At 68.9% G+C, this 26,149-nt stretch carries 26 protein-coding genes and 4 pseudogenes; 16 read left to right on the forward strand and 14 right to left on the reverse strand.

The annotated features are described in order from the left end of the window. Nucleotides 1-27: 27 nt before the first annotated feature. Nucleotides 28-564: a zinc-binding dehydrogenase gene (locus tag AB0I77_RS46250; RefSeq protein ID WP_363289031.1), complete on the reverse strand. Its 537-nt coding sequence runs from the start codon at nt 562-564 to the stop codon at nt 28-30. 143 nt (nt 565-707) lie between these two features. Here AB0I77_RS46250 and AB0I77_RS46255 point away from each other — a divergent pair. Further along, a pseudogene (locus AB0I77_RS46255) lies at nt 708-797 on the forward strand (TetR family transcriptional regulator); the annotation flags it as partial. A 100-nt stretch (nt 798-897) separates the two neighbouring features. On the opposite strand, the gene AB0I77_RS46260 reads toward AB0I77_RS46255, so the two are convergent. The 4 genes from AB0I77_RS46260 to AB0I77_RS46275 form a co-directional block, all read right to left on the reverse strand. Further along, a complete protein-coding gene (locus AB0I77_RS46260; protein WP_363288947.1) occupies nt 898-2,175 on the reverse strand; it encodes a cytochrome P450 in 1,278 nt (425 codons plus the stop codon). Between the two features lie 249 nt (nt 2,176-2,424). Then, complete coding sequence (locus AB0I77_RS46265) at nt 2,425-3,183, reverse strand: aldolase/citrate lyase family protein (RefSeq protein ID WP_363288948.1); 759 nt, start codon at nt 3,181-3,183, stop codon at nt 2,425-2,427. Beyond that, on the reverse strand, nt 3,180-3,587 hold the full coding sequence (locus AB0I77_RS46270; protein WP_363288949.1) for a dioxygenase: 408 nt from the start codon (nt 3,585-3,587) through the stop codon (nt 3,180-3,182). The genes AB0I77_RS46265 and AB0I77_RS46270 overlap by 4 nt, the downstream gene beginning before the upstream one ends. A 119-nt stretch (nt 3,588-3,706) precedes the next feature. Further along, nucleotides 3,707-4,048 (reverse strand): IclR family transcriptional regulator C-terminal domain-containing protein, encoded by a 342-nt coding sequence (locus tag AB0I77_RS46275; RefSeq protein ID WP_363288950.1) that lies wholly within the window; start codon nt 4,046-4,048, stop codon nt 3,707-3,709. Nucleotides 4,049-4,061: 13 nt separating this feature from the next. On the opposite strand from AB0I77_RS46275, the gene AB0I77_RS46280 reads away from it, so the two are divergent. Continuing rightward, a complete protein-coding gene (locus tag AB0I77_RS46280) occupies nt 4,062-4,244 on the forward strand; it encodes a hypothetical protein (protein ID WP_363288951.1) in 183 nt (60 codons plus the stop codon). 123 nt (nt 4,245-4,367) lie between these two features. On the opposite strand, the pseudogene AB0I77_RS46285 reads toward AB0I77_RS46280, so the two are convergent. Continuing rightward, nucleotides 4,368-4,604 (reverse strand): annotated as a pseudogene (locus AB0I77_RS46285) (hypothetical protein); the annotation flags it as partial. On the opposite strand from AB0I77_RS46285, the gene AB0I77_RS46290 reads away from it, so the two are divergent. The 7 genes and pseudogenes from AB0I77_RS46290 (at nt 4,555) to AB0I77_RS46320 (ending at nt 9,510) form a co-directional block, all read left to right on the forward strand. Then, nucleotides 4,555-5,748 (forward strand): FAD-dependent monooxygenase, encoded by a 1,194-nt coding sequence (locus tag AB0I77_RS46290; RefSeq protein ID WP_363288952.1) that lies wholly within the window; start codon nt 4,555-4,557, stop codon nt 5,746-5,748. The pseudogene AB0I77_RS46285 and the gene AB0I77_RS46290 sit on opposite strands and share 50 nt — an antisense overlap. Nucleotides 5,749-5,818: 70 nt before the next feature. Beyond that, nucleotides 5,819-5,965, forward strand: a pseudogene (locus AB0I77_RS46295) (helix-turn-helix transcriptional regulator); the annotation flags it as partial. A gap of 37 nt (nt 5,966-6,002) precedes the next feature. Beyond that, nucleotides 6,003-6,152, forward strand: coding sequence for a hypothetical protein (locus AB0I77_RS46300; RefSeq protein WP_363288953.1), 150 nt, complete (start codon nt 6,003-6,005; stop codon nt 6,150-6,152). 324 nt (nt 6,153-6,476) lie between these two features. Then, nucleotides 6,477-7,004 (forward strand): DUF2255 family protein, encoded by a 528-nt coding sequence (locus AB0I77_RS46305; RefSeq protein WP_363288954.1) that lies wholly within the window; start codon nt 6,477-6,479, stop codon nt 7,002-7,004. A 54-nt stretch (nt 7,005-7,058) separates the two neighbouring features. Next, nucleotides 7,059-8,285: an FAD-dependent monooxygenase gene (locus tag AB0I77_RS46310; protein ID WP_363288955.1), complete on the forward strand. Its 1,227-nt coding sequence runs from the start codon at nt 7,059-7,061 to the stop codon at nt 8,283-8,285. A gap of 49 nt (nt 8,286-8,334) precedes the next feature. Beyond that, complete coding sequence (locus AB0I77_RS46315; protein WP_363288956.1) at nt 8,335-9,036, forward strand: helix-turn-helix domain-containing protein; 702 nt, start codon at nt 8,335-8,337, stop codon at nt 9,034-9,036. A gap of 69 nt (nt 9,037-9,105) precedes the next feature. Next, entirely contained in the window at nt 9,106-9,510 is a 405-nt protein-coding gene (locus AB0I77_RS46320) for a nuclear transport factor 2 family protein (protein ID WP_363288957.1), read from the forward strand. Nucleotides 9,511-9,541: 31 nt separating this feature from the next. Here the strand turns inward: AB0I77_RS46320 and AB0I77_RS46325 are convergent. Further along, nucleotides 9,542-9,735: pseudogene (locus AB0I77_RS46325) on the reverse strand (transposase); the annotation flags it as partial. 340 nt (nt 9,736-10,075) lie between these two features. On the opposite strand from AB0I77_RS46325, the gene AB0I77_RS46330 reads away from it, so the two are divergent. The 3 genes from AB0I77_RS46330 to AB0I77_RS46340 all read left to right on the forward strand — a co-directional run bounded on the left by AB0I77_RS46330 (nt 10,076) and on the right by AB0I77_RS46340 (nt 14,766). Then, nucleotides 10,076-11,311 carry a glycosyltransferase family 4 protein gene (locus AB0I77_RS46330; protein ID WP_363288958.1) on the forward strand — a complete coding sequence of 412 codons (1,236 nt, stop codon included), beginning with the start codon at nt 10,076-10,078 and terminating at the stop codon, nt 11,309-11,311. An 84-nt stretch (nt 11,312-11,395) separates the two neighbouring features. Next, nucleotides 11,396-13,510 carry a PIG-L family deacetylase gene (locus AB0I77_RS46335; protein ID WP_363288959.1) on the forward strand — a complete coding sequence of 705 codons (2,115 nt, stop codon included), beginning with the start codon at nt 11,396-11,398 and terminating at the stop codon, nt 13,508-13,510. Then, on the forward strand, nt 13,429-14,766 hold the full coding sequence (locus AB0I77_RS46340) for an MFS transporter (RefSeq protein ID WP_363288960.1): 1,338 nt from the start codon (nt 13,429-13,431) through the stop codon (nt 14,764-14,766). Before AB0I77_RS46335 ends, AB0I77_RS46340 begins: the two co-directional genes overlap by 82 nt. Nucleotides 14,767-14,782: 16 nt before the next feature. On the opposite strand, the gene AB0I77_RS46345 is transcribed toward AB0I77_RS46340, so the two are convergent. After that, nucleotides 14,783-15,997: an ATP-grasp domain-containing protein gene (locus AB0I77_RS46345; RefSeq protein ID WP_363288961.1), complete on the reverse strand. Its 1,215-nt coding sequence runs from the start codon at nt 15,995-15,997 to the stop codon at nt 14,783-14,785. Continuing rightward, nucleotides 15,994-17,094, reverse strand: a complete 1,101-nt coding sequence (locus AB0I77_RS46350; protein WP_363288962.1) for a biotin carboxylase — start codon at nt 17,092-17,094, stop codon at nt 15,994-15,996. Before AB0I77_RS46350 ends, AB0I77_RS46345 begins: the two co-directional genes overlap by 4 nt. 193 nt (nt 17,095-17,287) lie before the next feature. Here AB0I77_RS46350 and AB0I77_RS46355 point away from each other — a divergent pair, with 193 nt between their 5' ends. Continuing rightward, nucleotides 17,288-18,403, forward strand: coding sequence for a M14 family metallopeptidase (locus AB0I77_RS46355; RefSeq protein WP_363289032.1), 1,116 nt, complete (start codon nt 17,288-17,290; stop codon nt 18,401-18,403). Nucleotides 18,404-18,450: 47 nt separating this feature from the next. Here the strand turns inward: AB0I77_RS46355 and AB0I77_RS46360 are convergent, their stop codons facing one another. The 4 genes from AB0I77_RS46360 to AB0I77_RS46375 form a co-directional block, all read right to left on the reverse strand. After that, entirely contained in the window at nt 18,451-19,197 is a 747-nt protein-coding gene (locus tag AB0I77_RS46360; RefSeq protein WP_363288963.1) for a hypothetical protein, read from the reverse strand. After that, a complete protein-coding gene (locus AB0I77_RS46365) occupies nt 19,194-19,949 on the reverse strand; it encodes an iron-containing redox enzyme family protein (protein ID WP_363288965.1) in 756 nt (251 codons plus the stop codon). The genes AB0I77_RS46360 and AB0I77_RS46365 overlap by 4 nt, the downstream gene beginning before the upstream one ends. A 22-nt stretch (nt 19,950-19,971) precedes the next feature. Continuing rightward, nucleotides 19,972-21,051, reverse strand: a complete 1,080-nt coding sequence (locus AB0I77_RS46370) for a hypothetical protein (RefSeq protein ID WP_363288966.1) — start codon at nt 21,049-21,051, stop codon at nt 19,972-19,974. Nucleotides 21,052-21,313: 262 nt separating this feature from the next. Continuing rightward, nucleotides 21,314-22,369, reverse strand: coding sequence for a hypothetical protein (locus AB0I77_RS46375; protein WP_363288967.1), 1,056 nt, complete (start codon nt 22,367-22,369; stop codon nt 21,314-21,316). 217 nt (nt 22,370-22,586) lie between these two features. Here AB0I77_RS46375 and AB0I77_RS46380 point away from each other — a divergent pair, with 217 nt between their 5' ends. Continuing rightward, nucleotides 22,587-23,906: a hydroxyacid-oxoacid transhydrogenase gene (locus AB0I77_RS46380; RefSeq protein ID WP_363288968.1), complete on the forward strand. Its 1,320-nt coding sequence runs from the start codon at nt 22,587-22,589 to the stop codon at nt 23,904-23,906. A 25-nt stretch (nt 23,907-23,931) separates the two neighbouring features. Next, nucleotides 23,932-25,386, forward strand: a complete 1,455-nt coding sequence (locus AB0I77_RS46385; protein ID WP_363288969.1) for an aldehyde dehydrogenase family protein — start codon at nt 23,932-23,934, stop codon at nt 25,384-25,386. Between the two features lie 37 nt (nt 25,387-25,423). On the opposite strand, the gene AB0I77_RS46390 is transcribed toward AB0I77_RS46385, so the two are convergent. Beyond that, nucleotides 25,424-25,720 carry a response regulator transcription factor gene (locus AB0I77_RS46390; protein ID WP_363288970.1) on the reverse strand — a complete coding sequence of 99 codons (297 nt, stop codon included), beginning with the start codon at nt 25,718-25,720 and terminating at the stop codon, nt 25,424-25,426. Between the two features lie 195 nt (nt 25,721-25,915). Between AB0I77_RS46390 and AB0I77_RS46395 the strand changes: the two genes are divergently transcribed. Continuing rightward, a complete protein-coding gene (locus AB0I77_RS46395; RefSeq protein ID WP_363288971.1) occupies nt 25,916-26,128 on the forward strand; it encodes a hypothetical protein in 213 nt (70 codons plus the stop codon). Nucleotides 26,129-26,149 lie beyond the last annotated feature (21 nt).

Here is a 26,149-nt window from a genome sequence, read left to right on the forward strand (position 1 = left end):
CGCGGCATCCCGGCTCCTCTGAAGTGTTCAGCTCGTCTCAACTGAGTGTAGACAGCGAGCTGAACCGGCCTGACGCCGATGAAGGGATCTTGCCGAGAGACTGTGCGAGATGGCTGTATGGCGCAGACATGGCTGTCTCCCCTGCCTGCGATGAGCGGCAGCGGCTTCGCGGAGCGGGTGACTGCCGGCGATCAGAACGCGCAGTCGCCCTGCCTCGACAGCCTCGGTGAGCTGCAGGCGAGCGGCGGCACGGACGTCCGTGCCCGGATCGGCGCCGGGCCCGCCGCCGAGGAGCTTGATGCCGGCCTGGTCCCCGCGCCCGAAGCCCGCGATGGTGGCGATGCGGGAACGGTCCGCCACGAGTTCCACGGAGACGTCCACCGCCTCGTCGGTAACCACCAGGTCGGCCGCCGCGCGGACGCCCGCCGGTGCTGCCGCCCGCACCCGGTCGGCCAGGCCGGACCCGTACGCGATCGGGACAGCTCCCAGCTCGCGCAGCAGGTCGTGCCTGGCCGGGCTTGCCGGTTCCAGGAAGGTGGCGCCGCGCTCGACCGCCGGCTGCACCGCCGTCAAGCCGACTCCTCCGGCCGCGCCGTGGAGCAGTACCGTCTCGCCATGGGTGACATGCACACGGGTATGCCACGCGGCCGTCGGCGGGAGGCGGGAGGCGGGAGGCGGGAGGCGGACCGCAACGAAACGCCCGTCTCATGCAGGCCGCGCGAGAGGTCTTCGCCGAGCTCGGCTGGGACGCCCCCGTCTCGGAGATCGCCCGTCGAGCCGGAATCGGCATGGGCAGTCGGGCGGTCTGCTCCTCCCCCTGGTCGGGAGGCGCAAACCGGGCAGGTGTGCTGCGCGCCGACTTCACCTCTGCCGACATCCCCTTGGTGCTCGAACACCTCAGCGCACGGATCCGCCCGGCACGTCCCAAGCGAGGTCCAGCCGCTCAAGGCCGGTAATGATCACATTGGGCTGCCAGCTCAAGGTGCTCACGTCGGTTCGGCGCAGGTTCGGGAGACGGGCAGCGATCTCTCGCAGTGCGATTTTCACTTCCAGGCGGGCAAGAGGGGCACCGATGCAGAAATGCTCGCCGCGCCCGAATCCCAGGTGTTGCCCGATATCCGGTCGATCGAGCTTGAATTCAAACGGCTCGTCGAAAAAGCGATGGTCATGGTTGGCCGCAGCAAAGCACAACTGAAGCACATCGCCGGCCTGAATCGTGGCCCCGCCGAGCCTCACGTCCTCGGTGGCGACGCGGAACAACCCCCGCGACGGCCCGGCGTAGCGCAACTCCTCCTCGACCACCTTGGCGACGAGTTCCTTGTCGTCAACCAACTGCCTGGCGAGCTGCGGATGCTCGGTGAGCCGCAATGCCAGGGTGGACAGCAGGTGCCGTGTCGTCTCGTTACCGGCGATCACCAGCTGACTTACCACCGACCTGAGCTCGTCGTCGCTCAGCTGTGGGTCCTCGGCATCGCTGGCTTCCATAAGCCTACTGAGCAGATCGTCTCGCGGTTCGCGCCGACGATCGACGATCATCTGCTCCAGGTACTCCGTCCAGTCACCGATCCAGCGCCATGCTTCGTCGCGCGCGGACTCATCAAGCGACGGTAGACGCGCCGCCAGCAGCGCCCAGGACCATTTGAAGACGCGGTCCCACTCATCGAGCGGAATCCCAAGGATGTCGGAGATCACCGTAATCGGCAGCGGTGCGGAGAACGAGGCGACGAAGTCGCCGCTGCCTCGATGAACGAAACCGTCCAGCAGACTGGCTACCCTCTGCTCGATGATCGGCTCCCAGCTCGCGACCGCTCGTGGCGTGAACGCCTGGTTCGCCAGCTTTCGGATCCGGTGATGAGTCGGCGGATCGGTATTGATCAGCGCCGGATGGTCGTCCGGGGCGCCCCTGGGGGCCAACTCGGCAGAGTGAGCGGTAGGGAGCGCCTCGAGGATGACCGCGGCATTGCTGAATCGCTTGGTGTCCCGGAGAACCTCGCGGACCTCGTGATAACCAGCCACGCTCCACCGCCCCGAGTGGGTGTTGAAGAACACCGGGTCCTGATTGGCGACCGAGGCCAAAGTTGAAATCGGATCTGCCGTGGCCTCGGGCGAGAACGGGTTGTAGTCATCTCGGACAGGGCAACGTGTCGCTCCGCGCGATGTACGGGAGACTGACATGCATCCTCCTTGGCTCGGTGCTGATCGACAAGGTCGTGCGCTTTGCCTTTGGTCCTGATCGGGGCGATGGTCCGGCCTTCCCCCGTACTCAGCAGGGTCTGGCGGTTGGACGTCGCGGTGGATTCGCAGCGTCGGCAAACGCTCTCCGCAGCCCTGTTGCCGCCAGGACCGGGACAAGCATGAAGTCCGGGGTATATCACTGCCACCCGCATGTTCATTGAACGAACGACCTCTTGGATTACGGGGGCGTCATCCAACCTGCGAGGATTGGCTCGCGGAGGCGGGCGCGGCAGACGCAGCGGCCTGTTGTGTGAAGGTCCAGGCGAGGGCGAGGGCGAGGGCGTCAGCGCCGCGTGCCAGCAGGCCCGCATCGACACCGACGGCGGTGAACGTGGTCCCGAGATCGATGCACCGTCGCGCGAACGCGGGGTTGGTCGTCAGCACGCCGGCCGGTTTGCCCGCCGCGCGTACGCGGCCGATCGCGTGCTCGACCGCCTCGATGACGGTCGGGGCGTTCGGGGCGTTCGGGTCTCCGGGGTGGCCGAGGCTGGCGGCCAGGTCGCTGGGGCCGATGAAGATCCCGTCCACCCCGTCGACGGACGCGATCTGCTCGATCTGTTCCAGGGCGTGCCGCGATTCGACCTGGACGAGCACGCACAGCTCGGTGTGCGCGAGTTCGGCGTAGTCCTGGACGCGACCGAACCGGGTGGCCCCGGTCAATGCTGCCACGCCGCGGACACCGATGGGGGCGTAACGGGTGGCGTCGACTGCGGCGCGCGCCTCTTCGGCCGACTCGACTTGCGGAATCAGCAGCGACTGCGCGCCGACATCGAGGAGCCGTTTGATCACGGCAGGGTCGTTGACCGGAGGACGTACCACGGGCGCGCAGCGGTACGGGGCGACCGCCTGGAGTTGTGAGAGCACGGTCGCGATGTCGGCGTGCGAGTGTTCGGTGTCGAGAAGCAGCTCGGAGATTCCACTCGGCCTGCTCGGGGTCCTGGTTCTCATAGAGACCGGCCGGTGAAGAACAGCGGCGGTCCCTCGGTCGGGGAGCGGACGATCGACTCGCCGTTGTTCATCCTCGGGCTGCCCTGGCGCCATAACGGCCCGAGCAGGTTCGCCGAGGTCGGCCTGTCCTGGGTGCCGTTGTTCATCAGGGCGACCAGCGTTGACAGGCCCAGCGAACCCGCCATCAGCCTGACCTCGTTGTGGCTGGGCGTGGTGAGCCGGCCGAGCCTGGTCACGATGTCCAGCGCGGTGTCGAACTCCTTCTCGGTCAGCCGCACTTCGCGGGCGAAGTCGTGCAGGTGCCGCACCAGTGCCTGGGTGATCTCCTTGACGCGCGGGGTGTCGGCCCGCTCCGTCTCGGCGAGTACCGCTGCGGTGAGCTGGTCTTCGTCTTGGATGATCACGTCGGCGTCTCCTCGCAACAGTCGGCTGCCGGCCCGCGGCTCGCACTGCCAGGCGAGTATCCGAAGGCCGTCCGGCCCGCACAACGCCGCTGTCCATCCAATGAACAGCGAGAAAATGATCAGCTGTTGCGGACCTTGGTAGGGCGCCAACCGAGGAGGCGGGACATGCCGAGACCGCTCGCGATCACAGACGGAAGCACCGCCTGGTGCTTCACCGAGTCAGTGCGCACGACCACGGACAGCGCCGCTACGACCCGGCCCTCGCCCTTCACGATGCGCGTGGCCACCGAGTCGGTACCGGGAGTCAGTTCTCCTCGCACCGTGGCCGTCCCGGTGCGACGGCAGTCGCCGATCTCCTTGCGCAGCACCTCCGGTGCCACGATGCTTCGCGACGAGTACTCCCGGAGCTCGCCCGACAGCACGGTCTCGATCAGCTCCGTACCGCCGTGGCTGAGCAGCACCTTGCCCACTCCCGTGCAGTGCAGTGCAGTGCAGTGGAAGCCGACCACCGACCTGGGAGACGAGCTCGGGTGCCTCCGGCGCGGACAGTCTCTCGATGATCACCGCTTCCTGGCCTTCCAGGACCGCCAGTTGCACGTGCTGGTGGAGCGCGGTGTAGAGATCCTCGAGGAACGGCTGGGCCAGCGTGCGCAGTGATTCGGTGAGCGGGGCCGGCGTCCCGAGTTGCCACAGACGCAGTCCCACCGTGAATCTGCCGTCCGGCCGACGATCCAGCGCGCCGAAGTCGGTGAGTTCCATGGCCAGTCTCCGCACGGTGGCATGCGGCATGCCCGTCTTGCGCACCAGGTCGGCGAGGCTGAGCGCACTGTGCCCGGGCTGGAACGCGAACAGTACTTCCAGAAAGCGATGTCCATTCAATGAACACAGCCGTTCCCGGCGGCGCAGGGTGTCAGTCAGGATCCGGGGTGCCAGTTCGTTGCCGCCGACGAGCAAGAGGAGTCCATCAGTGCCTGCCACCATGCCGGGTCCGCGCATTGCCATCGTCGGGGGTGGCATCGGTGGTCTTGCCGCCGGTGCCTTCCTGCGCCGCGCGGGGTTGACGGTCACCGTCTACGAGCAGGCGCCCGCACTCACCGAGGTCGGCGCCGGGATCGTGATGGCCCCCAATGCCGTACGGCTGCTGCGGCGCCTCGGCGTCATGGACCGGTTCCTCCGCCGCGCCGTACCGCTGGACTGGGGTTGGGAGTTCCGCCGCTGGGCGGACGGCAGCGTGCTGTCGGTGGAGAAGCTCAGCGGCGTGTGCGAGCGGCTCTACGGCGAGCGCACCTATGGTGTGCACCGGGCCGACCTGCTCGACTCGCTCAGGGCGGCCGTGCCCAGCGAGTGGGTACGCCTGGGCGCACGCTGCACGGCGGTCGACACACACAAGGACGTCGCGCTGCTGCGCTTCGCCGATGGCAGCCAGGCCGAGGCGGACATCGTCATCGGCGCCGACGGCGTGCACTCCGTCGTCCGCAGCGCCGTGACCGAGCCCTCGCCGCCGGCGTATTCCGGTATCTGCGCCTTCCGCACGATCGTGCCCGCCCGAGCCGCCCCCGACTTCGCCCTGCGCCCCGCCCAGACCCTCTGGCTCGGACCCGGACGGCACTTCGTGCACTATCCGGTCGCCGGTGGGCAGGCCGTCAATGTCGTCGCCTTCGCCCCGGCCGGGGATCACACCGACGAGTCCTGGAGTACGACGGCCACGATCGAGGAGTTCCATGCCGAGTTCGCCGACTGGGATCCGCGGGTGACGGACCTGATCACCGCCGGCGGTGTACCCGGGCGCTGGGCGATGCTGGACCGGACGCCACTACGGCGTTGGAGTCGGGGCAGGATCACCTTGCTCGGTGACGCCGCGCATCCCATGTTCCCCTTCTTCGCCCAGGGCGCGGCCCAGTCCATCGAGGACGCCGCGGCTCTGGCGCGCTGCCTGGCCGCGGATGCGAACGACCCCGAGCAGGCGCTGAAGCAGTACGAGGCGGCGCGGATCGAACGCACCACACGCCTGCAGGAGATCAGTCACGCTCGCAGAGAGATCAACCACCTGCCCGACGGGCCCGAGCAGCAGGCGCGCGACGCCGCACTGGCCGAATCCGATCCGCTGGTGCGCAACGGCTGGATCTACGGCTACGACGCCGAGGAGGCACCCACCTCGTGAACGACAACACCGACGACACAGGAGTTCGTGCTTCCCGGCGGACAACCCGCGTCCCGTGACCGCCCACAGTGTGCGACGGCTGTCGTTCACACAGGCACAACCGGGCTCAGCAGGGATCAGCACCTATTCCTACGCGCGGTTGGAGCAGGGGCGTGCCCCTGTGTCGAGGTCGGTGCTCACCGCTCTGGTCCGTGTCCTGCATCTCGATGTCGACCAGCGTGACCACCTGTTCGAGCTGGCCGCGAGTGGCGCTTATGAACCCTCTGGCAGCCGCTCTGCTCGCCGACTTCGAGCGGGTTCCGGAGAAGAAGCGCAACTACGCCCGGCTGCTCTTCACCGCCCCCGGCTTCCGGGAGCTTTACCTCTACTGGCGGCCGCCAAGTGCCCTGGCGACCCTGAGTTGACCGCACTCGTCGGCGAACTGTCCATGGTGTCCCGATGTTCGTGCACCGAGTCGGGCGACCTCCTCCCGGCGCAGCCCCGGCACCCGCCGGGGCGCCCCGGACTCGGGCAGACCCACTGTCCGCGGGCTGAGTTGGGCTCGGCGTTCCTTGAGACGGCACGTGCCGGCTTCCCCACCACTGTCCGAAGTCCTTGTCCTGCATGGAGAGTTCATCGACCAGACTGGACTGGTCAGCCGCAGATCGTCCGGGCATTTGGCGGCCCACATGCACAGATGGGACACGCATCCACGGGCGACCGCACGCCAGTCCGCGTACAGCGTCCGCATGCAGCGCCGCGGTAACGGCACCTTGCGGGGGCCGGTGCCGATCTGGCTTGTCCGCGACGGTGACGAGTTGTACGTCCGCTCCTTCCGAGGTAAGGGCGGCAGCTGGTGGCGCACGGCCGGCGCGAGCCACGAGGGGCACATCCGCTCCGGCGGCGTCGCCAAGAACGTCACGTTCGTCGAGGTGGCGGACTCCGAGACGCAGCGCTTCCACGTCGTGCCGCCCGTCGCGCTGCTCATCGTGGGCGCGCTGCTCGGTCTCGTGCCGACCGCTCCGTCAGACCCAACTCCCCGCCGAAGTAGGGTTGTTGCTCTTCCTCCCTGCGCTGTAGTACTGGGAGAGCCTGACCACTTCCACTTCCATGCGGGAGATCCGTACAAACCTGCGCGGGATCGTCCTGCTCAGCACGGCCCTGGTGATCCTCAACGACGGCACCGCGCTGGTCATCTACGGCCTGGCGGTCGGTATCACCGTCGGCGAGGAGCACCTCACCCTGCCGCACGTCGGAGCGCACAACTCATGGACTGACCAAATGACGAATTTGGTCAGTCCATGTAATCTCAAGCAAGGAGGTATGAACGCATGGAGATACAGAGCGGCAGGGAACGCCGGGCTCTCGTGGTCGGGCTCGGCATCAGCGGAATCTCAACTGCCTTGCGGCTGCGTCAGATCGGATGGACGCCAGTCGTCATCGAACGGGCCCCGGCCCGGCGCACCGGCGGGTACTTCATCGCCCTGTTCGGTGGCGGCCGGCCCCCCGCGCAACGCCTGGGCATCCTCGACAACCTGAGCAACCGAACTCCCGCGGGGACCGCCCAGTACGACTTCGACCGCGCCGGGAGCCGTCAACGCGGTGCCCTCAGCTATACCGACCTGCCCGGTACTCCCTGGATGACGGTGCGCGGCGATGTCGAGGAGGCCGCGTTCGCGGCACTCCCCGACGACGTGGAGATCCGTTACTCGACCGTGCCGACCGATATCGCGCAGGACGCCGACGGCGTGGACGTCACGATGACGGACACCACGGACGGCACCTCCGTCACGGAGCGGTTCGACCTGCTCGTCGGCGCGGACGGGCTGCGCTCGACCGTGCGCTCCCTCGTGTTCGGACCGCCCAGCAAGTACCTGCACCGGATGAACTACATGGCGGTCGCCTACAAGCTCCCCGGCCCGCTCAGCGAACTTCATCCGGACGACGGCGCCACCCTGTTGGAGGCGAACCGGTCGCTGTGGATCTTCCCCTTCAGCGGTGGTCTGCAGACGGTGCTGCTCAGTTACCACACCGACGACGTGGACGCCGAGTTCAAGGAGCCGCCGGCCCAGCGCGTACGCGCGGCGTTCGGTCCCGAGCCCACCGGCCACTTGCTGGGCGAGGTGCTCGACGCGGTGGACACCGCCGAGGACCTGCTGTTCGACTCGGTCGAGCAGGCACGGATGGACACCTGGCATCGCGGCCGGGTCGTACTCGTCGGCGACTCGGCCTGGTGCGTCAGCCTCTACGCCGGCATGGGCGTCTCGATGGGGATCACCGGGGCGGACCTCCTCGGCACCCTGCTGGATCGCCACCCCACCGACGTGCGCGGCGCCCTGGCCGCGTGGGAACAGACCCTGCGCCCCCACGTGGACGTGTTCCAGCAGAACGGTCTCGATCAGCGCGCGTTCTTCGTCCCCGCCAACAACAAGGAACTCGCTGTGCGCAAGGCCATAGGCCTGGGGATGCGGATCCCAGCGGCCTCGCGCCTGCTGAGGCGGATGGTGACCGGCAACAAGGCGGGTCTGCTCAAGGACCATGACCTCGCCCTGGCATGAGGCCCGTCGCCCGCCGACGGTCTTCTCCGCTGACAGGAAGGAAGCGACGATGACAGTACTGGCCGAACACGACTCCGCCACAGCGGCCCGGATTCTCGCCGCGGCCAGGGAACTGGTCCTCAAACGCGGCGTCAAGGGTCTGACCGTAGCCGAGATCGCGGAGAAGGCGCACGTCGGCAAGGGCACGGTGTACCTGTACTGGGGCACCAAGCACGACCTGCTGTTCGGGCTGTTCGCCAGGGACTTCCTGACGTTCCTGGAGGGTGAGATCCAGACGCTGCGCGCCGACCCCACCTCCTGCCGTCCGCGTCGGCTCTTCCCGCAGATCGCCCGCAACGCCGTCAACTACCCGTTCGTACGCGCGTTGCAGACCGGCGACGACGACCTGCTGGGCGTTCTCGCCCAGCATCCGCGCAGCGTGGAACTGCTCGGCCTACTGGGTCCCACCGCGCTGATGTACACGGTGCTGCCGGTGTGGCGCGAGCACCGGCTGGTACGAACCGACTGGCCCCTCGACGAACAGGCCTACGCCGTGCAAGCACTCATGACCGGCTTCCTCAGTGCCGTCACCGGGCCACAGGCCCCGAGCGCCGTCACGGTCGACGACCCCGACAGGGTCATGGCCGCAGCGGTGACGGCCCTGCTCGGCCCCGACGAAGCGAGCCCGGCCGAGACCCGCGCGGCCGCCGAGGAAGGCCTGCGGTTGCTGCGCGAGCGGCGCGACGCTGTGCTCGCCCTGATCGCCACCTGACCCAGGACGCCACACAGGCAAGAACCGGAGCGTTTCCGGTTCGAGTTGAGAAACCACGGAGGCAACACCATGACCCAGACCACCGGGACAACTCCCGTGAACGACACCGTCATCGACCGCTACATCAGCATCTACGACCGTACGGCGTACGAGCCCGAGGCGCTGAAGGAGCTCGAGTCGATCTTCGCACCGGACGCCACCGTCGAACTCGCCGACGGTATGGAACCCGTGACCGGTCTGCCCGCGATCATGGCGGTGTACGGAAAGATGGCCAAGAGCATGGCCGACAGCAAGCACTTGTGGACCGTCACGGAGCTCGACGACGGCAGGCTCGAGTGCCACTGGATCCAGGCCGCCCGTGGGACCGACGGCCGTCTGATCGGCCAGAGCGGCATCGAGCACGCCACCGTCAACGCCGACGGGCAGATCACGCACCTGATCAACCGCTTCGTGCCCGTCGTCGGCTGGTTCTGAGGACTACCGGCCCATCCCGATAGGGAACCATGACCACCCTGCGGACCCGGGCGGCGGGTACTACGGCGACGTCATCGACCGGACTGAGACAGACAGCGTCCAGGCGCCGGCACGGGGCATCCGGCTCGATTGCGGGGCGGCGAAGAACGAGTACGGCCGACCGGGCACGCACTGGTCCAAGGACCGGCCGCTGCGCCCGTAGAGATGACAGAACAGGCGAGTCGACTTCATCCCGCCCACGCAGGTCCTCGATCAGCTCCATGGACAACGCCCGGATCGGCCGTCCTACAGATCTCCCCGTCTCGAGCCACCGCGCCGAGGTCACCACCGCGACTGGGCTCGCCCGGAGGGGGTGGCTCAATGGCCATGCCCACAAGAGGGGGCGAATCACCTCCGCTCCCCGGAAGAGACTGGAGGCATGCGCGACCGGCGGGAGGAGTCCACACAGTGAGTGGCACTGACGCCGACCTGAGCACCACCGTCGGCTCGGCAACGGCCGTCGCGGCAGCATCCATTGCCGGCCACGGCACATGCGGCCCATGTGCCGACATCCCGAAGGTGTCGAATGACTCATTCCACCCCGCTCGGACCCCCCACCGCCCAGTCGCGGCCCAAGGGCATGGACGTGTTGCACGTGTGCTCCGTCTACGAGTCGAGCGGACCGGTGGTGAGTGGCGCCAAGACGGGCTACAGCCCCACGGGCGGGGTGCAGATCCATGTCGGGGCGCTCGTACGCCACTTGGAGCGTCAGGGCGTCGGGCAGACCGTGATCACCTCGTACAAGCCAGGAGCTCCTCGAAGGCAGCGCCAGGGTGAGCGCACGCTGGTGCGCCGCTTCGGCGTTCCGGTGCGTCGATGGCGTCAGATGTGGGCCCTTCCCGCAGCACGTGCGGCCTCGGACAGGAACACGCGTGTGGACCTGGTGCACGTTCATCCCAGCGCCGACCTGGCCGCGCTTCCCATAGCCATGATGGCGTCACGCTTACACCGCGCCCCTCTTGTCGTGACCCTCCACAGCAGCGCGCTCTACACCATGCGCCCTGTCGGTCCTCGCCTGACGATGCTGAAGATCCTCGGTTGTCCGGCCGAGGCGGTCGCTCTGCGGCACGCCGCGGCGATCATCGCGCTCACGGACCGCACCCGCGATCTCGTGGTCGGGTCCGGCGTCGATCCGGCACGCGTGCACGTGCTTCCGCAGCCCTACGACCAGGAATCCTTCGTCGGCCCCTTCGACGATCCGTTTCCCGGCCTACCGCGGCCGCGGATCGTGTTCATCGGCAGGTTCTCGCGGGAGAAAGGCGTGGACGTGCTCCTGGAGGCGTTCTCCCGGATGCGGCGCCCCGCTCAGCTCGTGCTGATCGGTGACGGCCGGGCCAAGGGCCACATCGAGGCCTCCATCCGGCGGCTGGGCATCGGCCGGAACGTCACGGTGACCGGCTTCATGCCGCATCGCACCGCGGTCGCGGCAATGGCCCACGCCCAAGTCGTCGCCCTGCCCTCCCTCTTCGAGGAGGCCGGAACCGTGGTCGTCGAGGCCATGGCCCTCGGCGTCCCGCTCGTGGCCTCGGACGCCGGCGGGGTCCGGCAGACGGCGGGAGGCGGCAAGGCGGCGCTCCTGGTGCCTCCCGGTGATCCCTCGGTGCTGGCCGCCGCTCTCGACGACGTACTGGGCGACCGCGACCTGGCATCCCGGCTCGCCGGGGCCGGTCGGGCCCAGTCGGCCGGCCGGGACTGGGGCACCGCGGGCGAGGAGATGCTGGACATCTATCGAGACGTGCTCGCCCGCCGACCCATCAGATGATGCCGAAGCATCAGGTGATCACGGCCGAGCCAGGGCGCCGGACCGGACCATGTCGCCACCACGGACATCGACGCGGAGGCACTCATGACGCGTACGCCCGAACGGTCTTCCTTCCTGAACATCGTCGCCCACCAGGACGACGACCTCCTGTTCATGAACCCGGACATCGGCGAGGCCCTTCGCGCGGGCGCCAGGAACACGACCGTGTACATCACGGCCGGAGAGGCGCATTACCGTGCGTCGGACACTGCCGTGGGCCCTTTGGCCGACCAACAGGCGTGCAAGAGGGGCGGCGACGACCTCCTGGGACGCACGGCTCCCGGCGCCCTGTCCCGTGGGCAGTACGTCGACTGTCGGCGTCGCGGGATCCTGGCGGCGTATGCGGCGATGCTCGGCGCCGATGTCGCCGATGTCGCCGATGTCGCTGATGCCGCTGACGCGCGGCCACTGTGGGAGGCGCGGCCCCTCGCTGTCGGGGGCGGAAGACTCGCCGAGCGGTTCGTCTCGGCCCTGAGCCCGGCGGTGTCCCTGGTGTTCCTGAATCTGCCGGAGAACGCCGACGGCGGCGTCGAAGGCGGTCCACAGGCGCTGCGCCGGCTCTGGAGCGTGCCGGGCGCCGTCGTGCGTACGGTCGGTGCCGCGGGAAGCCTGCTCGGTGACCGCACGTTCCGCTACGACCGCGACGGGCTCGTGGCAGCACTGCTGTCGATCATGACCTGGGCACGGCCCACGGTCGTCCGTTCCCTCGATGCCTGTCCCGACACTCGGTACCAGGGCACGTGGGAGTACCACGACCACACCGACCATGTCATGACCGGCCTGTTCGCATCCCGCGCGGTGGAAGCCCACGACTCGTCCGGCCGGCGTCGCGGGCCCCTGCTGCTGTCCTACCGCGGGTACAACACAGCCGACAGCCCCGCGAATCTCCGCGCCGGCCCGGTGCTGGACGGGAAGTCGGCGGCCTTCTGGACGTACGCGGCCTATGACACGGAGGTGCACCCGGCCAACCATCATGAGTACCGGGCCTGGCTGTCGCGGATGTACTACCGCTGGCCGTTCGGCAACGCGTGGGCCGAGACCGACGTGGCCGGCGGCATCCACGCCTTCGCCGTCGTCGGGAACGAACTGCGTGTCTGGTGGCGGACGTCCGACAACGACTGGCGCACCCAGGGACTGGGTCGACCGGCAGGGCGGATTCTCACGCCGGGCGTCTCGGCATGCCGCACGAGTGACGGGGCGGTGTCGGTCTTCGTCCTCGGTCACGGTCAACGGCTCGACGGCGCCGGAGCGGCTCCCCAGGTGTTCTGGGTCCGTCTCACCGACGGGGAGAACAGGCGCCCGGTGTGGCGCGATCTGGGCAGTCCCGGCCGGGGCGGCTTCCACGAACGGCACGTCGGGCAGCCGGTGACCTGTGTCGACGGCGACGGGCGAGTCCATGTATACGTCCGCACACCCGATGGCGGACTCTCCGGCCGCAGACAGAGCGACAGGACCGCTGACGCCTTCGACGACTGGACGTTCCTGGGCGGCTCCGGCATCCAGCACGAGCCGGCCGCCGTCAGGAACCGAGAGGGCGGGGTGGATGTCTTCGCGGGGAATGCCGGCGGGGGAATCCTGCACTGGCGCCAGGATCCGGCGGACCCCGTCCCGCGTCGCCGGCCGGCCCTCCCGTCCGCCGACCTGTGCGGCTCACCCACAGCGGTGCTGGGCAACGACGGGCAGGTGGGGGTCCATTACCGCGTCGCGGGATCGGGCGCCGTGTTGTCGCAGCACCATGACGGAGCGACATGGCGGGCGGGGCCGGTACGTCGCTGCCCTGACGGAATCGGTCCCTTGGCGGCGACGGCCCCGCCCGGCGATCCTCGTGCCGGCGCTGTCCTGCTCGTGAGCCGTGACGTACGGGGCGGCGTCAGCGCGTTGCGCGTGCGCCGCGACGACGAGGGCGAGGACGGCGACGGCGACCGCGGTGCGTGGACCCCTCTCGGATCCACCGCGGCAGGAGAACCCACGGCGTTACTGGACCGGCGCGGCCGTGTGCACGTCCTCGTTCTCGGGACCGACGGCGCGCTGCACACCATCGAACAGACGCATCCCGCCGCGGAGTTCGGGTTCGGGCCATGGCGGTCGGTCCCCGCACACCCGGAGAACGAATCGCACAGATCGTCGAGCATCGGCATACGGTTCAATGCTCCGTCATGAAAGTACGTCAGAGCCGCGGCGAGCGGAAGCCCGTTCAGAATTCAGCGCGCGTAGTGCTTCTGGGCCGCTTCACGACCAACGTCGGCCTCTTCATGGTGATGCCCTTCCTGGCCGTCAATGCCACGCAGCAGGCCGGGCTCACCAGCATGCAGACGGGTGCACTGTTGGCGGCGTTGCAGTTCACCCGGCGCGGTCTGGGCATACCCGCGGGGTGGGCGAGTGACCGTTTCGGAGCGGCCAGAACTCTCACGGTCGGGCTGCTGATCGAGGCGGCGGCGTATCTCGCGTTCGCCGCGGCCGGCAGCGGCTTCTGGGCTTGGCTGGTCGCCGCGTCGTTGCTCGGCGCCGGGGGCGCGCTGAACAACAACGGTTCGCGGACCATCGTGGCGGCCGGTGCGTCCGGCGGGGTGGCGAGCGCGCTCAGCCGGTACTACGTCTCCATCAACGCCGCCGCGCTGATCGGTCCTTTGATCGGCGCCGCGTTGCAGGCCGGCGGATTCGCGCGCGTGGGCTTCACCGTGGCCGCGGCTTTGCACGTGGTGTTCGCCGCGGCCACTGCCGCGCTGTTGCGCGGCATGCCCAGGCCCGCGGCCGCCTCGGTGCGGGCGTCCGACATGGCGGTGGCCCTGCGCGACCGCCCTTTGATGCTGTACTGCGGTCTGATCGTCGGCTGCTGGTTTCTGGTTTCCCAGTACCGGGTGGCCCTGCCTTTGACGATCGTGCACCAAGGGCTTTCCTCGGCGGTGCTGGGTCCCCTTACGATACTGAACGCGGTCGTGGCGATGGTCGCCGTCTCCCTGATCGCGCGCCGGATCGACCGGTACGGCACATCGGGCAGTCTGAACGCGCTGAGTCTGTCGGGGATCGTGCTGGGCGGCGGGTGGCTGCTCTGCGTGCTTCCGGGGGCGGGTCCCATCGTGGCCGCGGTGATCGTGACGTCCGTGGGCGAGTCGCTGTTCTGCGGGGTGGTCGACGCGATCGTCGCCGGATTGGCGCCGCCCGGCAGGCTGAGTCTGTATCTGGGGTACTCCACCATGGCCTGGGGGGTGGGCGCCGTGCTCGCGGGCCTCGTCGGCGGCGGTTTCGACGCGGCGGCCAGGCACGGTGTGCTGCCGGTGTTCTGGTGCGTGATGGCAGCCGTGGGGATCGTCACGGCCGTTGGCGTACGGCTCGCCCGGCGGCAGCTCGCTGACGCCGTGTCACGGCGCCAGGATCACCGCAGCGCGTCTGCCCATGAGACCGCCCGGACCGGCTGAAGTGACCGGTCCCGATTCAGGTCGGCGGGACGGTCGTGACCCGAACGTCCCGCAGCGCCCGTTCGCAGCGTGCCGCCGCCTCCACGGCGTCCGCCCCCGTGGCGACGATCTGGCCCGCGACCCGGTCGTATCCGGAGCGCAGCGGCGGCACCAGGTCCCCGACCCGGATCTCCATCCGCAGGTCGACGTGGGGATCCGCCATGAGCTCCGGGGCGACGTCGATCGCGACCACCCGGCCGGGGGCGGGCAGTACGTGCCGCATGGCCGCGCCGCCCCGGGCCTCGGGCACGGACGGCAGGCCCTCGATGCCCAGGGGGATCGTGACCGCGTGGCGTGTCATGTCGACGCCGGTGGCGGCACGCACCAGCTCGCTCAGCCGACTGCCGCCGATGCGGTTCTGCGACTCGATGATCCGAGGGCCGTGCGCGGTGAGCATCAACTCCGTGTGCGCGGGGCCTTCCCACAGTTCCATCGCGTCCAGGAAGGCCACGGTCAGCCCGGCGGCCTCCGCGCGCAGCTCGGCGGACAGGCGTGCCGGGAGCATGAGGCCGACCTCGACGACGTCGTTCACCAGAACCTTCTCCGTCATGGCGAGCACCACGTGCCGCCCCCGCGCCGAGAGGGTCTCGACGCTGATCTCCGTTCCCTCCAGCCGTTCCTCCACCAGCACCGGCCCCGGGCACTCGGCGCGAAACGCCGGCCACTGCGCGGCGACCTCCCCCGGGTCGTCCAGCACCCGCACCCCCTGACTGCCGGCTCCGTCCGCGGGCTTGAGCACGGCGGGGCCGCCGCTCTCCTCCGCGAAACGCACGGCCTCCCGTACGTCGGACACCTCCCGGTGGCGAACCGGGCTCAGGCCGCACTCGTCCAGACGCTCCCGCATGAGCCGCTTGTCCTTGAACCGGGAGACGGCGAGCAGACTGTTGCCGCCCAGCCTCAGCCGATCGTTCAGCCGAGCGGCGGGAAGCAGTCCGTCCTCCGTCAGGGAGAGCACCCGGCACACCGGGCGCCGCTTCACCGTCTCTTCCACGATCCGTTCCAGGGCCGGATCGTCCGCCAGGTCGGCGTGCGCCACCCGTTCGCACAGTGCGGGCACCCAGGAGGGGTAGCCGTTCTCGCGGTGCACGAGCACCACGGGCACGCCCAGTTCGCCGGCCCGCGCCACCACGTCCGGGCGGCCGCCGAGGACGACGACGGCCGGGTGGGCGGGCGGCCCCGCGTACCCGTTCACGACCGCGATGCCTTCGCCGCGGTGCGGGGCAGCGGGCGGGCGTCGAGGCGGAAGCGGGACGCCGTGCCGGTCACTGCTGCCTCCACCTCGGCGCTGTCGCCGCCGCGGAAGCGGAAGCGGCCGGCGACGTGCTCGTAGTACGCGTCGGCAGCCGGGATCACCTGGCCCACCGGCGGAACGCGTTCCGCGTAGAGGCACGGGTCGGTCCCGATCAGCGAGGTGGCGGCGGTGATCAGGCACGGGCGCGGGAGTTCGACGGGCATCAGCAGCCATCCGCCGACCTCGGCGCTGTCCGGCTGCGCAGGCAGAACGGGCGGCTCCCCCGTCTGCAGGGCCCATTCCACGGTCATGAGGTCGATGCCGTGCACCTCACGCCACAGGAACGGTATCTCGGCCCCGCCGACCCGGCAGCCCACCTCCAGGAACCGCAGCCGCGGTGCGGCCGAGTCCTCGTCGGCGACGAACAGTTCGAGGTGGAAGACGTAGGGGTCCTCGGAAAGGGCCCGCAGCGCACGCTCGGTGAACTGACGCAGGTGCTCCAGCAGGCGAGGGTCGTCCACCTCGACCGAGCCGAGCGGGGAGCCCGTGGTGAAGGCGAGGCAGCTGTTGACGTACCGGGAGGCCCGCCAGGCACGCAGGTGCCGGCCGTCGAAGACGCCGTCGACGTGGAACGTCGGGTCCGGTACATACACCTGGACCAGGGAGGGCACCTTCAGCTCCAGGTCGGTGACGCCGTCCGGGCCGTCCAGTCGCACGACGCCCTGACTGGCGCTGCCGCGCCGGGGCTTGACGATCAGCGGCCAGCCATGGGCGCTGCCGAACGCCAGTACGTCCTGTGGGGAGTCGACGGCGGCGAACGCGGGAGCCGGCACGCCCGCTTCCGTGACGCGCCGGATCATGTGGTACTTGTCCAGGAAGTGCCGCAGTTCCTCCACGCCCCGTCCGGGGCACGCGTACTGCCGGCGCAGCGCGGTGACGGCGGGCAGGTCGCCCTCCTTGAACGCCACAACGGCCTGCGGCGCGCCGAACCGTTCGGCGAGCGCGGCCGTCGCGCCCCGCAATGAGTCCACGTCGTCCGTGCGCGCGACTTCCACCACCGCGGCCGCTTTCTCCGGAATCGAGCGCCGTCCCACATCGGTGGTGATGTAAGAAACCGCGTTTTCGTCGTGGTCTACATACTCCGAATATCGGGCGTACCGGTCACTCCACCGGTGAACCACGACGATGTGCCGGGAATAAGATTTCACCGCACGCCCTCTCGGTCTTGACTTCAATCCATGGGTCGTGTTCATGATTGTATCGACGAAGGAGGTCACGGAAATGGCCTATGAGTTTGCGCACGACTATGCGGAAGCACGTCGAAAATTTCTGGAGGCGGCAACCGCCGCGGGCGGCAGACTGCGCGCCTTCCACCATCCTGACCAGGCCGGACCAGACGGCGGACCCCTCTGTGTCGACGTCGCGGAAATTGGTCCCGACAAGCCCGACGAGGTGCTCCTGGTGGTCTCGGGAACTCATGGGATAGAGGGTTTCTGCGGCTCCGCCTGCCAGATATCGCTATTGGCGGACGACGGACCCGTGATTTCCGCAGGACCGGCGACGGGTTTCGTGTTCGTGCATGCGCTGAATCCCTTTGGTTTCGCGTACCAGCGGAGAGTCGACGACGGGAACGTGGACGTCAACCGGAATTTCGTCGAGCACGGCGGTCCGGCATCGAATCCCGACTACGACATGTTGCACGAGTTTCTCCTGACGGACGAATGGAACCGGACCACACCGCGGCGACTGCTCGGCTCCTGGCAGGACCTGGTCGGCCAGGTCGGCAGGAGGGCGGTGCAGCAGGCGGTCACCGGTGGGCAGTACCGGCACCCCGACGGGCTGTTCTACGGGGGGACACGGCCCGTCTGGTCGAACGACACCCTGCGCCGAATCGCCCGGGAATCGCTGGCGGGCGCGTCACGCGTCGGCTACATCGATCTGCACACCGGCCTCGGGGAATGGGGACAAGGGGAACCGATCTTCCGCGGCGGCCGCGATCCGTTGGCGCTTCAGCGGGCGCGGACGTGGTACGGCGAGGCACTGACCGTCTCCGAGCAGGGCACGTCCTCCTCCACGCTGATCTACGGCAACACCGCCCAGGCCGTGGCCGACGCCGTCGACCACAACGGCGGTCAACTGACCGCCATCACCCTGGAGTTCGGCACCCTGTCCGCCGAGGAGGTGCTGTTGGCCCTGTGTGCGGACAACTGGCTGCACAACAGATTCGACGCCCGTCAGGCGCTGGCGTCCGACCTCAAGGGCCTGGTCCGAGAGGCGTTCTCCCCCTCCGACCCGGCCTGGCGCACCGCCGTGACGGTCCGGGCCCGCGAGGTGGTGGACCAGGCACTGCGCGGACTCACCGGCTGACCGGGCGGCGCTCCCGCGTGGGCAGCGCCGGCCGCTGCCCACGCCGTTCACACCCGTTCCGCGCCGAGGCCGGCGAGGATCCGTTCGCCGGTCTCGGCCGAGTCCACGCGTACCAGGCACAGCACGCGGTCGCCGGGATCGGTGTGCGCGGCGAAGTACGCGTTGACGGCCGGGTCCTCGCTGGTCGGTCGGGACCGGTACAGGTCGACCGGAACGCCGGAACCGCGGACGACGCCCACCTCCGGTTCGAAGGGACAGGACGGCGCGGCCCCTTCGGCCACCTCGTCGGCCCAGGCCGTCATTCGCGGGTCCTGTGGTCCCGTCAGCGCCGGGTAGATGTCCCCGGTACGGCCCAGCGCGCGCATCGCGCAGTAGGCCACCGGGTTGTACGTCTTGAGCGCGATGACGTCCGGGAATCCGCGATCCGCCACGCAGGTCCGCAGCAGCCGTAGCCAGTTCTCGCGCAGCACGGTGCCTCGGCGATGCGCGCCGCCGACGAACTGCACCATCGCCTGGAGGCAGTGCGAGCCGTCGGACAGCGTGAACGACCGCGCGGTGAGCAGGCCCACGGCGCGGCCGGTCGTCCGGTCGAAGGTGATGAGCAGGTAGTCCGGGCCGGTGAGGATGTCCGGGCGCAGCTCGAAGAGCCGGGAGATCCGCAACTCCGGCAGGGCCTCGGCAAGCCCCTCCACCAGATGGCGGCGATTCTCCTCGCTGATGACCTGGCCGGAGCGCAGGGAGAGGATCTCCACGTCGCTCCGGGCCGCGGTGCCCTGCCGGCTGGGAGCGATCACAGGGCGCCGCTCGCGACAGGCCGGGGCGACTGTTCCGGGCCCGGGAGGTCGATCAGGTCGTCGGGCCTGCCCTGCACGGTCTTCTGGTGCAGCTCCACGAAGTAGAGCTTCCACAGCCAGAACACGTGACGCAGGTGCTCCCACAGCTTCGCCTCGTCGTCCGGCGTCTTCACGAGGGTCGCCAGGACCTCCCAGACGAAGTCGTCGTGGTCGTCCTCCAGGTCCGTTCCGACGTGCGCCCGCTGGCCCTTGACGTGGTCGTCGCCCAGCGTCTTGCCGAGGTTGTCGAGCCAGTCGGGCTGGGTCCTGGTCGTGGTGTACTCCACGAAGTACACGCTGGCCACCAGGGCGAGCGGGCTGTTCTCGTATTCGATGCCGTACTGGAGGTAGCCGGTGAGCAGCTTCGTCGACAAGAAGGGTTCGGTGCTGTAGATCTCGTCCTTGGACACGCCGACCTTCGCCAGATCCGCGGCGAACATGCGATCGTGCAGCATCTCGTCGTCGGTGTAGTGCGCCCACGCCTTGGCCCGTACCGGGTCGTACTTGGTGAAGTGGATCAACGCCAGGGCGTCGATCGTGCGCTTGCGCCGCAGCCGCAGGATGGTCTCGATGTTGTGGCGCTTGTAGTAGTCGAGGTTGATGTCCTTGGCGTTGAGCTGGTGCTGCGCGTAGGGGACGGTCTTGTAGAAGTCCACGATCGCGTCGTCGAGGAACGCGTCGACGTGTTCCCTCAGTTCCGGCAGAGTGCTCATCCGCGCTTCCTTTCTCCTGGTTTCAGTGGCAGCCGCAGCTGGACGACCTGAGGCGCCGGAGTTTGCGGCCCGCTGTGGACGGGCGGCCGAGGACGGTGTGGCCGTTCGCCCCCACCACCGCGCTGTTCAGACAGGCGAAGGTCAGCGCGAACCGGGTGAAGGGGGTGAGACCGACCCCGAGGTGGACCGCGCCGTGGCGTCCGCCGTACACCTCGTTGGGCCCGCAGTTCGCGGGCAGGACCTCGAAGTCGGGATTGATACCGAAGCCCAGCTCCCACAGCACCCGGTAGCGGGGGTCGGACGAGAACAGCCCATCGAGCGCGTCGGCCGCCGCGGCGGCCCCGGGGGCCAGCGCGTGATGGGCCTCGATGACCCCGTCGACGACGTCCAGGCCCAGCGGGGCCAAGGCCAGGCCGCTGAGCGCGGTGAAGAGGCCGGCCTGCTCGGCGGCGGTCGACGCGTCGGCGGACCGGTGCACGATGGGCCAGCCCAGCACGATCAACCGGCCGCTGACCGGCAGGCGCAGCGTGGGGTCGAAGTCCGTGATGTCCGCGGGGAGCATGCTCAGTTCGCCGGCGGGGACGATCTGCTGTTCCCCCGGTTCCAGCACGCCCGCCTGCTGGTTCCAGACCGCCGACTCGTGCCCGGCGTCCACGGTCGCGACGGCGGTGTGCTCGGCGTTCACGATGGTGACGCGTTCCGCTTCCTCCAGGGCCTGGAAGAACTCGTCGGCCACCTTGCCCTGGGCCTCCGCGTCGCCCGCGGCGGCGGCTTCCACGAAGTAGCCGACGTGCGCGGGCTCCAGCGGGGTGGAGCCGGCGGGCAGGACCAGGAGCTTGCGCCGGCCGAGGCTTTCGGACGACGGGGAGGCGAGGAACCGACCGGGACAGACGGCGACGACGTCGGCTCCGTCGGGGACCCGCGCGTCGATGAGGCCGGCGAGGTCCGCCCCCGCGGGGAGGGTGAGCAGGGTGCCCTTCCTGTCCTGCTCGGGCCGGAGCCGGAACATGGCCGCCGACGCCTCTTCGGTGATCAGGAAGAATTCTTCCGCCGGGGTGCCGAATTGGCTGAATTCACTGGGCGATACCGTGATCGGTCGCATCTCGTGGCGTCCGTTCGTCGCTGCGCGGAAATCTTCTTCGCTCTTGACCGGAAACTGACAGAGGAATCGAGATGCCCGCGGCGAGGACGGTCCCCTTTCCTGCGGGACCGACTCGCCGCGGGTACTCTCAGCAGTTCCGGATTCAGCCCAGGAGGGTGCCCAGGTACTTGCTGTTCTTCTTCACCTTGATCTTCTTCTCCATGGCTGCTCACCTCCCATCGCGTTGATCTCCGGCAAGGCGACCGACAACCTCACCAAGCTCTCAGGTGGTGACCGCTGCGGGATTTCCCAGCAGCGTCTGGCTGGTTCCGCCCCCCGTCACCACGGTTTCCGGGGAGATGATGTCGAGGTGGTACTGGGTGAACGGGGTGAGCCCCAGGCCCCAGTGCACGCAGCCTTTCGGGCCGCCGTACACCTCGTTCATCGCGTGGTTTCCAGGCAGGATTTCGAGGTTGCTGTTCAGCGCGTGACCGATCTCCCACACCGTCCGATACCGGGAGTCCACGGCGAACATCTGCTCCAGCATGTCCACCGCCGGTGCCGCGCCGGGTTCCACGGCGGTGAGCTCGGTGATCTGCCCGGCCGTCACCCGCGCCGTGATGGGGTGATGCTCCATGGCGGACAGCGCCTTGTGGATCCTGGCCTGGTCGCCGCGGGAGAACGACGGGGTACCGGAGTGCAGGATGGGGTAGCCCCGCAGGGTGATCTCGCCTTCCAGCGGCAGGTGCAGGGTCTCGTCGAACTCCGTGATTTCCAGCGGCAGTACGCTGACCTCGCCGGAGGGCACGATCTGCTGCTCACCCCACTCCAGGTGACCGGCCTGCTGGTTCCACACCAGCCCGTCCCGCAGATGGTCCAGCGTCGCCCTCGTCCCGGTGACCGGGTTGGTGTACTCCAGGTGCTCGGCGTCCTCGGCGACGGTGAAGAACCGGTCGCAGAACGCGTCCTGTTCCACCGCCGAGGTGCGCTCCATGATCCCGAGGAAGTGCCGGACCGAGTCGAGGGACGTCGGCGTCGAATTGCACGCCATGGCCATGAGCTTGCGCCGCTCGCCGAGTACTTCCGGATCCGGCGACTGAAAGAACCGGTAGGGAGATGCGACAAGAATGTGCGCGGGGTCGGAAATCTCCGTGTCGAGCAGCTTGGCGAAGTCGTCCTCGGGGCCGAGAACCACCGTTTCTACCTTCTCGTAGTCGCCGTCGTGAACGAGTCGGAAGGAATCGACGAGTTCCGGGTTGGTGACAAAATAGAACGCGCTACCGGCAGTCGGGCCGAACTGGCTGAACCGGCTCGGGTCGATGAGGATTTGCTCAGCCATCAGAAACTCCCTGAAGTGCCAGGAATAGGATTCGGGGTCGGTCAAATCCTCAACCATGCTGTTCGGCCCGGTGGAGCGTGTCAAGGCCTCGAGCCGGGCTCGCCACTGAATTGGGTCCAAGGACCCATTCGGAATTGGCGTGAGACAAAGGGCCTATGGGAGGTGGCGGGAGACTTCCCTAGAGTGGTGAGCAGCATTGGCGAACGGAAGGCACACCGTGACCGCTGTCTCTGAAACGCCGTCCGTCCGGCCGCCCACGACCGAGCACGAATCCGTGATCACCTGGCAGGCCCCGCCGATCAGGTTCGGACCCGGCGCGCTCGGTGAACTCGGATACGAGCTGCGCCGTCTGGGTGCCAAGTCCACGCTCATCGTGACCGACGCACGGCTCGCCGGCCTCGGACTGCCCGCTCGGGCAGCCGAGATCATCGCCGCGGCCGGGATCAAGGTCCATGTGTTCGCCCACGCGCGGATCGAGCCGACCGACGAGAGCTGCGTCGCGGCGGCCCGGGAGACAGCCTCGCTGGGCGTGGACAGCTATGTGGGGCTCGGCGGCGGCAGCTCCATCGACACCGCCAAGATCGTCAATCTGTTGCACACCTTCCCCGACCTCGCCCTCCGCCGCTTCCTCAACCGTCCGGTGGGGGAAGGGCTGCGAGTCCCCGGCCCGCTCAGGCCGCTGGTCGCGGTTCCCACGACGGCGGGCAGCGGCAGCGAGTGCACCGCGATGGTCGCCCTCGGCCTGGAAGACCTGCGGATCAAGACCGGTATCAGCGATCTCGCGCTGCGCCCCTCGGCCGCGGTGGTGGACCCGCTCACCACCGTCACCCTGCCGCCGGGGGTCACCGCCTCTTCGGGCTACGACGTCCTCACCCATGCCTGCGAGTCCTACACCGCCCGCGCCTACGACCGCAGGCCGCCGTACGCCGACCCCGCGCAGCGCCCGCTGTACATCGGCGCCAATCCGGTCAGCGACGTCTGGGCGGAGCAAGCGCTCATCCTCATCGGCCGCTACTTCCGGCGTGCCGTCCTCAACCCCTGGGACCTCGAGGCACGTACGGCCATGAGCCAGGCGGCGAGCTTCGCCGCGATGGGCTTCGGCAACGCCGGCACGCACATCCCCCACGCCTGCGCGTATCCCGTGGCCGGGCGCGTACACGAGTACCAGGCCGCCGACTATCCCACCGACCACCCGATGGTCCCGCACGGCGAAGCCGTGGTCTCCACGGCACCGGCGGCCTTCGCGTTCACCTACCCTGCCGCGCCGGAACGGCACGTGCGTGCGGCCGAGTTGCTCGGCGCGGAGGTGCACGGAGTGTCCCGGGCCAGGCGTCCCGGGCTGCTCCCCGACACCCTGCGGGAACTGGTGGCCGACACCGGCGGTCCCTCGGGGGTAGCAGCGTTCGGCTACCGGAGCCAGGACATCGCCGGGCTCACCGAAGGCGCGCTCCAGCAGCAGCGACTTCTGTCGTGCTGCCCACGGGAGGTCGGCGCGGACGATCTGCGCCGCATCCTCGAGATGTCCCTTGCGAACTGACCGGCCGGCCGAGAGGGACGGACACGTGGCCCTGCCGATTCCCCCTCGGCGCCCGGCACTGATCGACGGACGGCCGGTGGAGGCCGGCAGTACGCTGCCGGTCCGTGATCCGGCCACCGGCACCGTCATCGCCGAGGTCGCGGCCTGCGGACCCGAGGAGATCGACGCCGCCGTGGCCGCGGCCCGGCGCTGCCACCGCGACGAGTGGCGCGACACCCCGGCGCAGCGCCGTGCGGCCCTGAGCCGGCGGCTCGCCGACCTCCTGCGCGAGCGGGCCCCCCTGCTGGCCGCCGCGGAGACGCTGGACACCGGCAAGCCGATCTCGCAGGCACGCGCCGATGTGGCGGCGGCGGCCCGCTACTTCGACTACTACGCGAACACCGTCGAGGCGCTGTTCGGTGAGACGGTTCTCTCCCGCCCCGACCTGCTGGCCTACACCGTGCCCGAACCGCACGGAGTGTGCGGCCACATCATCCCGTGGAACTACCCGCTCCAGGTCGCCGCCCGGACCGTCTCGGCGGCTCTGGCCGCGGGGAACTGCTGCGTCCTCAAGCCGGCGGAGGACGCGCCGCTCACCCCCCTCCTGCTGGGCGAACTCGCCCTGGAGGCGGGCTTCCCCCCGGGCGCGCTCAACGTCGTCCCCGGACACGGGACCGTCGCCGGCGCGGCGCTGGCCTCGCACCCCGGCATCGACCACATGTCGTTCACCGGCTCGCGGGAGACCGGCCGCTCGGTCATGGCTGCGGCGGCGGCGAACATCGTGCCGGTCACGCTGGAGCTGGGCGGGAAGTCACCCCATGTGGTGCTCGCCGACAGCGACATGGAACGCGCCGTCCCCCAGATCCTCGGCGCGATCATCGAACACGCGGGCCAGAACTGCACCGCCGGTTCACGGGTGATCGCGCACGAGAGCATACGGCCACAGCTCGTGGAACGGCTGGCACAGTCCTTTCGATCGCTGCGCATCGGGCCGGGCCTCGAGGATCCCGACCTCGGCCCGCTCATCTCCGAGCGGCAGCGCCAAAGGGTCCTCGGTTTTCTCCGACGGGCCGATCGGCGGGCGGACTTGGTGACCGGCGGTGGCATACCCGACAGGCCCGGCACAGGCGGCGGCTTCTTCGTCGAGCCCACCCTGTACGACTGCGTGCCACCGGGTGCCGAACTGGCCCAGGAGGAGATCTTCGGTCCCGTTCTGTGCGTCACCGGATTCCATGAGCTGGAGGAGGCCGTCGAGATCGCCAACGGTACGGCGTACGGGCTGGGCGCGGCGGTCTGGTCGGGTGACGCGTCCACCGCCCAGTGGCTCGCCCGGGAGATCCGCTCCGGACAGGTCTTCATCAACACCTACGCCATAGCGGGAGGGGTCGAGCTCCCCTTCGGGGGGATGAAGGCGTCGGGTTTCGGGGTCGAGAAGGGCTTCTCGGCGCTGCGGCAGTACACACGGTTCAAGACGGTCGCGGTGCACACCGGCGCGGCATGAGGGCCCGCCGGCGCCGGCGGGCCCCGCCGCGAAGGAGCTATATCAGATCCATTCGAATGGCCAGCAGCACGGCCTGGGTGCGGCCCTGCGCGCCGAGCTTCACGAAGATCGACGCGAGATGATTCTTCACGGTTTTCTCTGCGATACCGAGCCGTCGAGCGATACCGCGGTTCGGCAATCCCTCACCAAGGATACGCAGCACTTCGCGTTCGCGACGGGTCAGGTTTGCCCCCAACGGCTCGGCGGCTCCTTCGCGGGGTGGATCGTCGACTTTCACCGGATCACCTCCGATTTTCCGTGCACGGAGAACGGAACTCTCGTCGTTGCCATCCAAGCACATTCCTTCCACCCACCGGAGGCCCGCAATCACCTGAGACGCTTCTTTGTCATCTCTTGAAAGTCATTGCGACGGCAAAGCATTGCACCAATACCACGAGAGACAAATAGCTTCTTGACAGTCACGCACAGCATATGAATATTCTCATTTTCCGGCGGGAAGTAGTCCCGCCCGAGAAAGGAGAGTGGTCGCATGCCGCAGGCAGTTTCCACCGCCGTTCAGAGCAGCAACTTCAACCTGAAGAACGAGCTCGTCGAGCTCATTCCTTCCGGTGACGTCGCGGAGCACGCAACCCTCAGCGTTCGCGCGCTGGAGGAGTTCCGTACCGCGGGTGCCTTCGTACCGGCCTCGAAGCACGGCCTCGAGGTCATCACCGGCGCCAGCTGCGAGACCGGCGCTCAGTAGTAAGTCTCCTGGGTGGGCCGC

Source organism: Streptomyces sp. NPDC050619 (genome assembly GCF_040654815.1).
Taxonomy (GTDB): Bacteria; Actinomycetota; Actinomycetes; order Streptomycetales; family Streptomycetaceae; genus Streptomyces.

Excerpts from the sequence above, each read along its gene's own strand:
- AB0I77_RS46260 (WP_363288947.1), bottom strand. The coding sequence starts at position 2,175 with ATGTCAGTCTCCCGTACATCGCGCGGAGCGACACGTTGCCCTGTCCGA.
- AB0I77_RS46265 (WP_363288948.1), bottom strand. The coding sequence starts at position 3,183 with ATGAGAACCAGGACCCCGAGCAGGCCGAGTGGAATCTCCGAGCTGCTT.
- AB0I77_RS46300 (WP_363288953.1), top strand. The coding sequence starts at position 6,003 with ATGAACCCTCTGGCAGCCGCTCTGCTCGCCGACTTCGAGCGGGTTCCG.
- AB0I77_RS46305 (WP_363288954.1), top strand. The coding sequence starts at position 6,477 with ATGCAGCGCCGCGGTAACGGCACCTTGCGGGGGCCGGTGCCGATCTGG.
- AB0I77_RS46310 (WP_363288955.1), top strand. The coding sequence starts at position 7,059 with ATGGAGATACAGAGCGGCAGGGAACGCCGGGCTCTCGTGGTCGGGCTC.
- AB0I77_RS46315 (WP_363288956.1), top strand. The coding sequence starts at position 8,335 with ATGACAGTACTGGCCGAACACGACTCCGCCACAGCGGCCCGGATTCTC.
- AB0I77_RS46320 (WP_363288957.1), top strand. The coding sequence starts at position 9,106 with ATGACCCAGACCACCGGGACAACTCCCGTGAACGACACCGTCATCGAC.
- AB0I77_RS46330 (WP_363288958.1), top strand. The coding sequence starts at position 10,076 with ATGACTCATTCCACCCCGCTCGGACCCCCCACCGCCCAGTCGCGGCCC.
- AB0I77_RS46335 (WP_363288959.1), top strand. The coding sequence starts at position 11,396 with ATGACGCGTACGCCCGAACGGTCTTCCTTCCTGAACATCGTCGCCCAC.
- AB0I77_RS46340 (WP_363288960.1), top strand. The coding sequence starts at position 13,429 with ATGGCGGTCGGTCCCCGCACACCCGGAGAACGAATCGCACAGATCGTC.
- AB0I77_RS46355 (WP_363289032.1), top strand. The coding sequence starts at position 17,288 with ATGATTGTATCGACGAAGGAGGTCACGGAAATGGCCTATGAGTTTGCG.
- AB0I77_RS46365 (WP_363288965.1), bottom strand. The coding sequence starts at position 19,949 with ATGAGCACTCTGCCGGAACTGAGGGAACACGTCGACGCGTTCCTCGAC.
- AB0I77_RS46370 (WP_363288966.1), bottom strand. The coding sequence starts at position 21,051 with ATGCGACCGATCACGGTATCGCCCAGTGAATTCAGCCAATTCGGCACC.
- AB0I77_RS46375 (WP_363288967.1), bottom strand. The coding sequence starts at position 22,369 with ATGGCTGAGCAAATCCTCATCGACCCGAGCCGGTTCAGCCAGTTCGGC.
- AB0I77_RS46395 (WP_363288971.1), top strand. The coding sequence starts at position 25,916 with ATGCCGCAGGCAGTTTCCACCGCCGTTCAGAGCAGCAACTTCAACCTG.